This window comes from Acidobacteriota bacterium (assembly GCA_016712445.1).
Taxonomy (GTDB): Bacteria; Pseudomonadota; Alphaproteobacteria; order Caulobacterales; family Hyphomonadaceae; genus Hyphomonas.
Genome location: JADJRB010000003.1, coordinates 291,379 through 299,946 on the forward strand (window position 1 = coordinate 291,379; position 8,568 = coordinate 299,946).

The 8,568-nt window shown below is 63.8% G+C and carries 7 protein-coding genes, 1 tRNA gene and 2 pseudogenes; 7 read left to right on the forward strand and 3 right to left on the reverse strand.

What is annotated here, in order from left to right; translation table 11 throughout:
• Positions 1-16: 16 nt before the first annotated feature.
• On the reverse strand, positions 17-2,305 hold the full coding sequence (locus IPK75_17615) for a TonB-dependent receptor (protein ID MBK8200170.1): 2,289 nt from the start codon (positions 2,303-2,305) through the stop codon (positions 17-19).
• Positions 2,306-2,667: 362 nt separating this feature from the next.
• Here IPK75_17615 and IPK75_17620 point away from each other — a divergent pair, with 362 nt between their 5' ends.
• Positions 2,668-3,351, forward strand: coding sequence for a TetR/AcrR family transcriptional regulator (locus tag IPK75_17620; GenBank protein ID MBK8200171.1), 684 nt, complete (start codon positions 2,668-2,670; stop codon positions 3,349-3,351).
• 280 nt (positions 3,352-3,631) lie between these two features.
• On the opposite strand, the gene IPK75_17625 is transcribed toward IPK75_17620, so the two are convergent.
• Positions 3,632-3,721 (reverse strand) — tRNA-Ser (locus IPK75_17625).
• 185 nt (positions 3,722-3,906) lie between these two features.
• Between IPK75_17625 and IPK75_17630 the strand changes: the two genes are divergently transcribed.
• Positions 3,907-5,100: a GGDEF domain-containing protein gene (locus IPK75_17630; GenBank protein ID MBK8200172.1), complete on the forward strand. Its 1,194-nt coding sequence runs from the start codon at positions 3,907-3,909 to the stop codon at positions 5,098-5,100.
• Positions 5,101-5,109: 9 nt separating this feature from the next.
• Here the strand turns inward: IPK75_17630 and IPK75_17635 are convergent, their stop codons facing one another.
• Complete coding sequence (locus IPK75_17635) at positions 5,110-5,676, reverse strand: TetR/AcrR family transcriptional regulator (GenBank protein ID MBK8200173.1); 567 nt, start codon at positions 5,674-5,676, stop codon at positions 5,110-5,112.
• 250 nt (positions 5,677-5,926) lie between these two features.
• Between IPK75_17635 and rplU the strand changes: the two genes are divergently transcribed.
• The 5 genes and pseudogenes from rplU to IPK75_17660 all read left to right on the forward strand — a co-directional run.
• On the forward strand, positions 5,927-6,313 hold the full coding sequence (gene rplU / locus IPK75_17640; GenBank protein ID MBK8200174.1) for a 50S ribosomal protein L21: 387 nt from the start codon (positions 5,927-5,929) through the stop codon (positions 6,311-6,313).
• 50 nt (positions 6,314-6,363) lie between these two features.
• Positions 6,364-6,609: pseudogene (rpmA, locus tag IPK75_17645) on the forward strand (50S ribosomal protein L27).
• Positions 6,610-6,767: 158 nt separating this feature from the next.
• Entirely contained in the window at positions 6,768-7,313 is a 546-nt protein-coding gene (locus IPK75_17650) for a GNAT family N-acetyltransferase (GenBank protein ID MBK8200175.1), read from the forward strand.
• Between the two features lie 97 nt (positions 7,314-7,410).
• Positions 7,411-7,826: pseudogene (locus IPK75_17655) on the forward strand (GNAT family N-acetyltransferase).
• A gap of 152 nt (positions 7,827-7,978) precedes the next feature.
• Positions 7,979-8,568 (forward strand): hypothetical protein (locus IPK75_17660; protein MBK8200176.1); only part of this gene is annotated, 590 nt, incomplete at its 3' end.

Below are 8,568 nucleotides of genomic sequence, written 5' to 3' on the forward strand. Positions count from 1 at the left end.
GATATCCCGCCCCGCCTCAGTATTCGACGCTGAGTCGTACACCGACCGTTTGCGGACGCACGCGGGCGTACCGACTATCAAGGAAGCCTTCCGGGTGGACATAGGTGATCGAGCTGTCATCAAACAGGTTCTCGACATAGCCAACCAGCTTCCAGTTGTCCTTCGACAGGCCGGTCTGGACGTTCACGACCGTATAGGCCTCTGTATAATCGAAGGTCGGCGCCGGCAGCGTCGGGCGGCCAGGCACGTTCGGGAACATGGCGGGGAAATCGCCCACGTAGGCGGCCGTGCCCGACACGAACGCATCCATGTCAGCGACATCGAAGTCGTAGCGTGCCGTTGCCGCGCCCTGGAAGGACGGCATGGCGAGTTGCAGGCCAAGTTCGGCGCCGGAGATTGCCGCTTCCGCAGCAGACAGTTCCGTAATTTCCGTGTCGCTCAGCGAGCCGTTGAGGAACACGCTCAAGCCGCCGCCAGGATACATGCCGACTTCAAACTCGAGTCCCTGGCTGACAGCCTCACCGATGTTGGTGGCGAACTGGACCTGATCCGAGAGGCGGTTCGCCTGGACCTGGATATCCTTCCAGACGATGTAATAGGCTGCGAGGTTCGATGTCAGCTTGCCGTTCATGAAGACGCCTTTGAGGCCGACTTCATAGTTCGTCAGCCCGTCCGAATCTGCACCATTCGGGATGACGATGTCCGTCGGGTCGAGAAGGCTTACCGAACCAGCGCGAGCGTTCGCGACGGGCGAGCGGAAGCCGGTCGAGATCGACGCGTAAGTCGTCAGGTTGTCGATCGGTTTGAACGAAAGGCTTCCCTTGTAGGAGATGTTGTCGGCATCAACCTTGCGCCCGGCCACAGCCACGACCGGAACAATCGTCAGCGGAATGTTCGAGAACCCGCCCAATGCAGCGGCGAGATAGTTGGAGTTGTAGCCGCCGCCATTGGTGAAGCTCTGCACCGAAGTTTCGGTGTAGCGCAGGCCGCCGGTCGCCCAGAGCTGATCCGAGAAACGGTAGGTCAGTTCACCAAACGCGGCCGTTTCGATGAGATCGAAATAGCCGGTGAAGCTTTGGTAGTACTCGTTCGGAAGACCCGTCAGGCCGCGCGCCGTGAGGAAGTCGAGCGAAGAGCGATAGTCGTAGTCGATGTCCCGGCGCTTGTTGAAGTAAAAGCCGCCCACGATCCAGTCCCAGTCTCCTCCGTCAGCGGACGAAAGGCGGGCTTCCTGAACAAAGTTCTCGTCGTGGCCGACCGCGTCGAGGCCGAACGGAATGGCCTGGGCGAAGGTGCCGGCGAGGTCCACGATGAACTTGCCATCGATTTTCGAGTAGGTGGACGAGCTGGTGAAGTCGGCGAAGCCGAAATCGTAGTTGCCGGTCAAATTGTAGCTGGTGAATTCCGACTGGAACAGGTCCGGGCGATCGGTGAAGCGGACATACTCTCCGCGCGCCGGGTTCGTCAGCGAGGAATCTGCCGGGCGGTTGTTCTCGTGAATGACCAGGAGACCAAGGTCGAAGTCGCTCGTCGGCTGCCACAACAGGTGCGCGCGGCCACCAGCCGAAATGAGCGAGTTCGAGCCTTCGACGCCGGTGCCGAGGTTGTCGACCCAGCCGTCTTCGTCGCGGTAGAAGCCGACCAGCCGGAGCGCCAACTCGTCCTTGACCAGCGGGACGTTGACCATCGCATTGTAGCGTTGACGTAGCGCATCGCCATCGACCATGCCGTAGTCGACCAATCCGGCGGCTTCAAATTTGCTGGCGTTCGGCGCTTTGGTCAGGATACGGACGGCGCCGGCCAGCGAGTTCGCACCGAACAGTGTGCCCTGCGGGCCGCGCAGCACCTCGACGCGCTCCACATCGAACAGCGTCGGGTCGAGAATGGTCGAGTTGCCGTTGCTCGAGATCGGCAGTTCGTTGATGTAGATCGCCGTCGAAGCCTGGAGGTTCGCGTTGTATCCGTTGGTCGCAATGCCGCGCGACGTGATCGTGTTGAAGTTCGCGGTCGGCTGGTTGAGCACGATGCCCGGCGTTTCGCGGGCGAGGCCCTCGTAGCTGACGATGCCCTTCTCGCTCAGCACTTCCTGTTGGTAGGCGGTCACGCTGAGTGGCACATCCTGCAGGCTTTGCTCGCGGCGGGTCGCCGTCACATAGACCGTGTCCTGACGCGCCGTGTCCTCCGAGGTTTCCTCTGTCGCCGAGTCCTGCGGCGAGTCCGAAACTTGCGCATGCGCCATCGCAAAAGGCGCACCGAAAGCCATGAGCGATGCCGCCGACGCGGTCGCGAGAATACGGATCTTCATTCTTGTTCCTCCCAGATGCTGCGAGTTTTCTCGCTTGTGAGAGGAGATGAAATGCAATCCGGAACGGGTGTCAACACATTTTCACTATTGCGTTAATGAAAATGTGCATGCACCGTATTTGCTGGGATCCCGGCCCATTTCCGCGCCCGAGGTGCTCTGACTGGGGCGTTGGAATGCCTTTTGAACCGTTCCCGGCCGAACGGGCTGGCCGCGCCAACCGATTTGTGGTCGGCTTGATGGGGGCGTAGCCTCCAAGTGCGGTCGAACGGGCGGTTTACGTGCGGTCAGGGGCTCTGATCACGGGGTTGACGGGAGCGGCGACTGCGCCGTCATGGACCTGGAAAAAGACGAGAGAGAGTGAATTGACCCAGCAAGTGAGCGCCAAGCGTAAATCATCCAAGGCTGAACAAAGGGCCGAGACGACCGAGAACATTCTCAACGAGGCGGAGTACCTGTTCTCCCAGGTTGGTTTTCACGGCGTGACCCTCAAGGATGTTGCGGCGCGCGTCGGAGTGCACCACACCCTCCTCCACTACTATTTCTCGGACAAGAAAACGCTCTACGAGGAAGTCCTCGCCCGGCGCGCCGGCGTCACCAGCACGTTGCGCATGCAGGCGCTGGATGCCTATGACAAGGAGACGGGCGGCAAGCCTACCGTCGAGGGCGCCCTGCGCGCGTTTCTTGATACCGATCTCGAACTCTACAGCCAGGGCGGCGAAGGCTGGAAGAATTACGGCGCGCTCGGCGCCCTGTCTTCGAACACGCCGTATGGCGCCGAACTGATGGATCTCAACTTCGATCCTGTTGTCCTTCGTCTGATCAAACTGCTGAAGGTCGCCCTGCCGGACTGTCCGGAAGAAGACCTCTTCTGGGGCTACCATTTCGTGACGGGCGCCCTGATGCTGACGCTCGGCCGCACCGGACGCATCGATCGCCTGTCCGGCGGCCTCTGCAAATCCGACGATTTCGAAGCGATCAAGGAACGCATGGCGTCCTTCATGGCAGCGGGCTTCATCGAACTCAACGAGCGCAAACGGCCGCGCTAGTCTGGCGCGCCTGAATTTCCGAAAGAAGGCGCTCATTTCGAGCTGACGGATCGCTGCGTCTGGACCGCAACCAACAGCGGAACACGCAATGGCAAGCGCCTGGAACAACGAAGTCCTGCCCAATCGGACGGTTACAAATAGCCAACAGACTCGTCGCACCCAAATGCGCGCCCGATGTACGCTGATCTGACGATATTAAACGCCAACGCACCATAAAAGCCGCCCCGTTTCCGGCGACATCCGGCATATAATCCAAAGTAGGCTAAAATGCAGTTCTGGCTGGCGGAGAGGGAGGGATTCGAACCCTCGATACCCTTGCGAGTATACCGGTTTTCGAGACCGGCGCGATCGACCACTCCGCCACCTCTCCGCGCCGGGGTCATTGAAGGGCGGTGAACTATCGTGGTCCGGGCCGGAGCGCAAGCCGTCGTTTGGCTTTTGCAGCCTTTGGCCTGTCTTGACCGGGTCGGTGAAATTCAACCGGTCCGCCAAACCCGCCCTTATCCATGCCGCGCTACAGGCACCTTACAAGAAAAGGAGGGCGCAAAGCCCGTCATGCCTGCCCAGATCTTCACCCAGCTGCTCAACCCGGCCATCGGGCTTCTCCTGGCCGCCTCTTTCTACCTGCTCTGGCGCAGCCAGCGCTCCCGGCGCTACCTCCTCGTCGCCTCGGCCGGGTATGTCTGCAATGCGGCCGGCTTCCTCTTCCAGGATGTCTTCACCTTGCTGCCGGGCACCTCGGGCAGGGTCGCCTCCAACCTCTTCCTGATCGCATCCGCCTGGCTCCTCGCCAGCGCCATCCTCCAGCGGTTCCAGCGGCGCACGCCGCATGCCCTGTTCGGCATCATCGCCGGCGCCGCCGTCGTCGCCCAGGCCTGGTACCTCTATGCCGTCCCGGACCTCACGGTCCGTGTCCTGATCGCCAGCGCCGCATTCGGCCTCATCTCGCTGCTGTTGGCCGTGCGCCTCGCCCCAGCGCCGAAACGCCACCTCGCCGACAAGCTGCTGTTCTGGTTCAGCGTCGTCACAGCGGTAAACTTCCTCGCCCGCCCGGCGCTCATCCTCTGGCTTTCGGGCACGCTGGCCGGCACCGGCGACTTCCGCACCTCCCTCTACTGGACCACCGTGCAGTTCTCGCAGGCGATCATCTCGGTCACCGTCGCGGTCAACCTGATGGTCGCCGTCGCGATCGACCTGCTGGCCGATGTGAAGCGCGAGGCCAGCACGGACCAACTCTCCGGCCTGCTCAACCGGCGCGGCTTCGAAGCCCGCGCCGCCGCGGCCCTCGCCGAGTGCCAGGCCGCCGGCCAACCCGGCTGTTTCCTGATCGCCGACCTCGACCACTTCAAGCGCATCAACGACACCTGCGGCCATCTCGTTGGCGACAGCGTGATCCGCATGTTCGGCCAGCTGCTTCGTGCGGGGCAGTCGCCGGGCATGGTGGCCGGCCGCATTGGCGGCGAGGAATTCGCCGTCTTCCTGCCCTCCACGGATCTCGCAGCGGGCCGGTTGTTCGCCGAATCCCTGCGGGCCGGCGTCACGGCAGCCGGCTCTGCCCACCTGCCACGCGGCATCCGCCCCACGGTCAGCATCGGCCTGTGCGCCGCCGATCGAAACGCCGACCTCTTCGCGCTGCTCGGTGAGGCCGACGACGCCCTCTACGAGGCCAAGCGCGCCGGCCGTGACCGGGTACACACCGCCTCGCAGGTCGCGCACGCCGCCGAACCGGTCCTCCGGCTCCGCGCCTGACGGCCATCCTCAGCGCAATGCCCGCAGCGCCAGTTCAGCCAGCGCCTGCAGCTGCACGGCGCCGGCGCCGCTTCGCCCTGCAATCCGGATCGCGTTGATGCTCGCCAGCAGGAACGCCGCCGCCTCGGCGGCATCCACCGCCGCCGGCACTTCGCCCTCGTCCTGCGCCTCGGCGACGCGCGCCTTCAGCGCCTCAAGCATCCGCGCCTCGGCGCCGGCCAGGATCGCTGTCAGCTCCGGCGCCCGGCGTCCGAACTCGCAGGCCGCGCCCACCGCGAGACAGCCCTGCGCCGCCTGTGCCCGCACCCTCGCCAGCAGGATTTCGAGCCCGTCCATCGCGCGCGGCCCCGTGCTCAGCGCGCCGCCATGCGCCTCGCCGTCCTGCGCCACATACCGCGCCAGCGCTGCCCGGTAGAGGGCCCACTTGTCACCGAACGTGTCGTACAGGCTTTGCCGGCCGATCTGCATTGCCCGCGTCAGGTCGCCCGTGGAGGCCCCCGCATAGCCCTGCTCCCGGAACACGCCGATGGCGGCGTCCAGCGCGGTGTCGCGGTCGAATTCCCGGGGCCTGGCCATGCGCGGCCCTAACAATTCTGGACCAATCTGTCAATAATGCCGCATTTTCCTGCTTCTGCCGCGCGGCCGCGCCGCCTCGAAGGCAGGCAAAATCCCTGTATCCACCGGCGATTCCGGGCCGCTGCTTCTGTGGGACCCGGCATTTGACACTGCCGCCGCTTTGGTGTTTACACCCCGCTTCGGTCGCGGCGCCCTTCGGGTCGCTGCGGCCTCCCCGTTTCCAGACGTCATACCCAAGAAGGATCCGCCCATGTTCGCGGTCATCAAGACAGGCGGCAAGCAGTACAAAGTGTCCGAAGGCGACACGCTTGTCATCGAGAAGCTGTCGGCAGCTGCCGGCGACACCGTCACCTTCGACCAGGTGCTGATGATCGGCGAAGGCGCCGGCATCACCATCGGCTCGCCCGTCGTGGCCGGCGCCCTCGTCACCGCCGAAGTGGCCGGCGACGTGCGTGGCCCGAAGCTGATCACCCGCAAGAAGCGTCAGCGCCAGACCTACCGCCGCACCATCGGCCACCGTCAGGACCTGATGGAAGTGAAGATCACCGGCATCAGCGCCGAGGGCGAGAAGAAGAAAGCCACGCGCAAGAAAGCTGCGCCGAAGGCTGACGCTGCTGAAGCAGCAACCGAAGAGTAATTTCCCCGGGACCAGGTTCCCATTGAACGGACAGGATTGAGGAGCAGACTATGGCTCACAAGAAATCAGGCGGCTCTTCGCGCAACGGCCGCGACTCGAACCCCAAATACCTTGGCGTCAAGAAATACGGCGGCGAGGAAGTTGTTCCCGGCATGATCATCGTGCGTCAGCGCGGCACCCAGAAGTGGCCGGGCAAGGGCGTCGGCATGGGCAAGGACCACACCATCTTCGCCACCAAGGGCGGCAAGGTGGAGTTTGCGCACAAGTCGGGTGGCCGAGTGTACGTAAACGTTGCTGCCGGCGGCAGACGCCGCAGAGTAACGGCCGGTTACCAGCAGCCGGCCTCGTCAAGACGAGTGGCCGGGTCGCTGTAACGGACGACCAGTTTCCGGGGAGGCAGGCCACTGTCTCCCCTTTTCGTCTCCCCTCGCGCGCCTGCCTTCTGGAGGCAACGATGTTTGAGGAAATCACCACCCCGCGCCTGCTGCTGAGACCGTATCGCGAGAGCGACGCCGTCCGCTTTACCGAACTCGTCAACGATCCGCTGATCTACCGGAACGTGGGCCGTGTGCGCGCGGGCCAGACCCTGGAACAGACCCGCGAAATCCAGGCCGAGCGCCAGGCCCGCAACGCGCGGGGCGAGAGCGCCGGACGCATCGTGACGCTTGACGGCGAACTGATCGGCCTGGTCGGCGGTGGCCGGGACGCGGAGACGGGCGCCTTCGAAATCGGCTACTGGATCGCGCCGCACTGGTGGGGCCAGGGCCTCGCCACGGAAGCGGCCGGCGCGTTCAGGGACCACCTCGTCAGGACCTTTGGCGCCCACACGCTGACGGCGGACTACTTCCAGGACAACCCGGCCTCCGGCCGCGTTCTGACGAAAATCGGCTTCGTCGAAACCAGCCGGGGCGAAGCGCATTGTATGGGCCGGGACCAGATCGTGCCGATCGTTCGCATGACCTGGACCCGGCCTGCAGGTGAGGGAGGCAGCCATGGGTGAGACTGAACTGGAAACCGAGCGCCTCGTCCTGCGGCACGTCACGCCGCAGGACTGCGGACGTGTCACCGAGATCGTCAACGATCCCCGCATCTACCGGATGCTCGCCCGCGTGCCCGCAGGCCAGACGAAGGCGGCCACCCTCGGCTGGATACTCACCCACGAGCGCGGCCGCGAAACCGACACCAACCACGTCTTCGCCATCGAGGAAGACGGCGCACTGATCGGCGTCATCGGCGCCCACCGGGACACCACGGACGATCCGTTCGAAATCGGCTACTGGCTCGCCCCGGAAGCCTGGGGCAAGGGCTACTGCACCGAAGCGGGCACCGCGATGATCAACTGGCTGCTCGCCCGCGGCGACGGCCGCGCCTCGTTTCCGGCCACTTCGCCGACAACCCGGCCTCCGGCCGCGTCCTCGCCAAGCTCGGCTTCCTGCCCTGCGGCCGCGACAAGATGCACTGTGCCGGCCGCGGCGAGAAAGCCGACCACATCATGCTGGCCCGCATCGCCTGAGAGTTCAGGCTGAGCAATGTAAATTGATGTTTGGCCTGAAGTGTGCAGTTTTGCCTTAGCGCTTGATTCTACGAGGAATACGGGCGCCGCGCCCTATGCAGGTGTCCTGTGTGACGAAGCCTGCCTCACTGTTCGGAAATCGGGAGACCTTCGTGAAGATTTCAGCATTGCCAGCCCTCGTCCTCGCGCTCAGCAGCTTGGGCACGTCAGCACACGCTCAAGGATATGATGGCGGGGTCGAATGTCTGGCCTTCATCGGTGTGCTCGAGCAGGCCTATGGCGCGACGCCGGAGTCTACTAAAGCGTCCACCGGCTGGCGCGCTTACGTCAACGGTGTCAGCAAGGGGAATGAAAGCAGTCTGACGGCGGACATTACCGCGCGTTCGCAGACCATCATGAGCACGATGGCGCAAAAAAGCACTGACCGCGCAGCCGTCGGCGAATATCTCGGCTCCTTCGCGGCGAAATGCGGAAACGCCGCCGCCGCCCCGATCAAGGATGCCGTCTGCAAGTCGGTATCGGTCAGCGTCCGCGACGGCATGGATTTCCTGGTCTCGGCGAGCGCCTACAACATGACGCTGCAATCAGGCGCAGAGTATGAAGCCTCCCGGAAGGAAAAACAGCAAGCCGAAGCGCGTTTGGCCGAAGCTGAAAGGGCGGTCGCTTATTATGAAGGCGCTCCGAAAGCCAGCACGGATGAATTGATGATGCTCCTCAAGGCGGACAATGATCAGCGCGAAGC

What these genes read in the sequence shown, in the direction of transcription:
- IPK75_17615 (MBK8200170.1), bottom strand. Translation starts at nt 2,305, where the DNA reads ATGAAGATCCGTATTCTCGCGACCGCGTCGGCGGCATCGCTCATGGCT.
- IPK75_17630 (MBK8200172.1), top strand. Translation starts at nt 3,907, where the DNA reads ATGCCTGCCCAGATCTTCACCCAGCTGCTCAACCCGGCCATCGGGCTT.
- IPK75_17635 (MBK8200173.1), bottom strand. Translation starts at nt 5,676, where the DNA reads ATGGCCAGGCCCCGGGAATTCGACCGCGACACCGCGCTGGACGCCGCC.
- rplU (MBK8200174.1), top strand. Translation starts at nt 5,927, where the DNA reads ATGTTCGCGGTCATCAAGACAGGCGGCAAGCAGTACAAAGTGTCCGAA.
- IPK75_17650 (MBK8200175.1), top strand. Translation starts at nt 6,768, where the DNA reads ATGTTTGAGGAAATCACCACCCCGCGCCTGCTGCTGAGACCGTATCGC.